This is a genomic window from Pseudomonas sp. Sample_9 (assembly GCF_004307535.1).
Taxonomy (GTDB): Bacteria; Pseudomonadota; Gammaproteobacteria; order Pseudomonadales; family Pseudomonadaceae; genus Aquipseudomonas; species Aquipseudomonas mercuritolerans.
On record NZ_RAZO01000457.1, the window covers coordinates 1 to 226 of the forward strand.

Below are 226 nucleotides of genomic sequence, written 5' to 3' on the forward strand. Positions count from 1 at the left end.
CCCTCTCCCAGAGGGAGAGGGAGCCGATTGCAGTGTCTGGCGTGTTACATCGACCTGAAAGACCTTATCGATTATGGATTCGGCGCCAATCTTTCGCGTCGGCGTTTCTCATGAATATCCCCCAATCGGTCCCCTCTCCCAGAGGGAGAGGGAGCCGATTGCAGTGTCTGGCGTGTTACATCGACCTGAAAGACCTTATCGATTATGGATTCGGCGCCAATCTTTC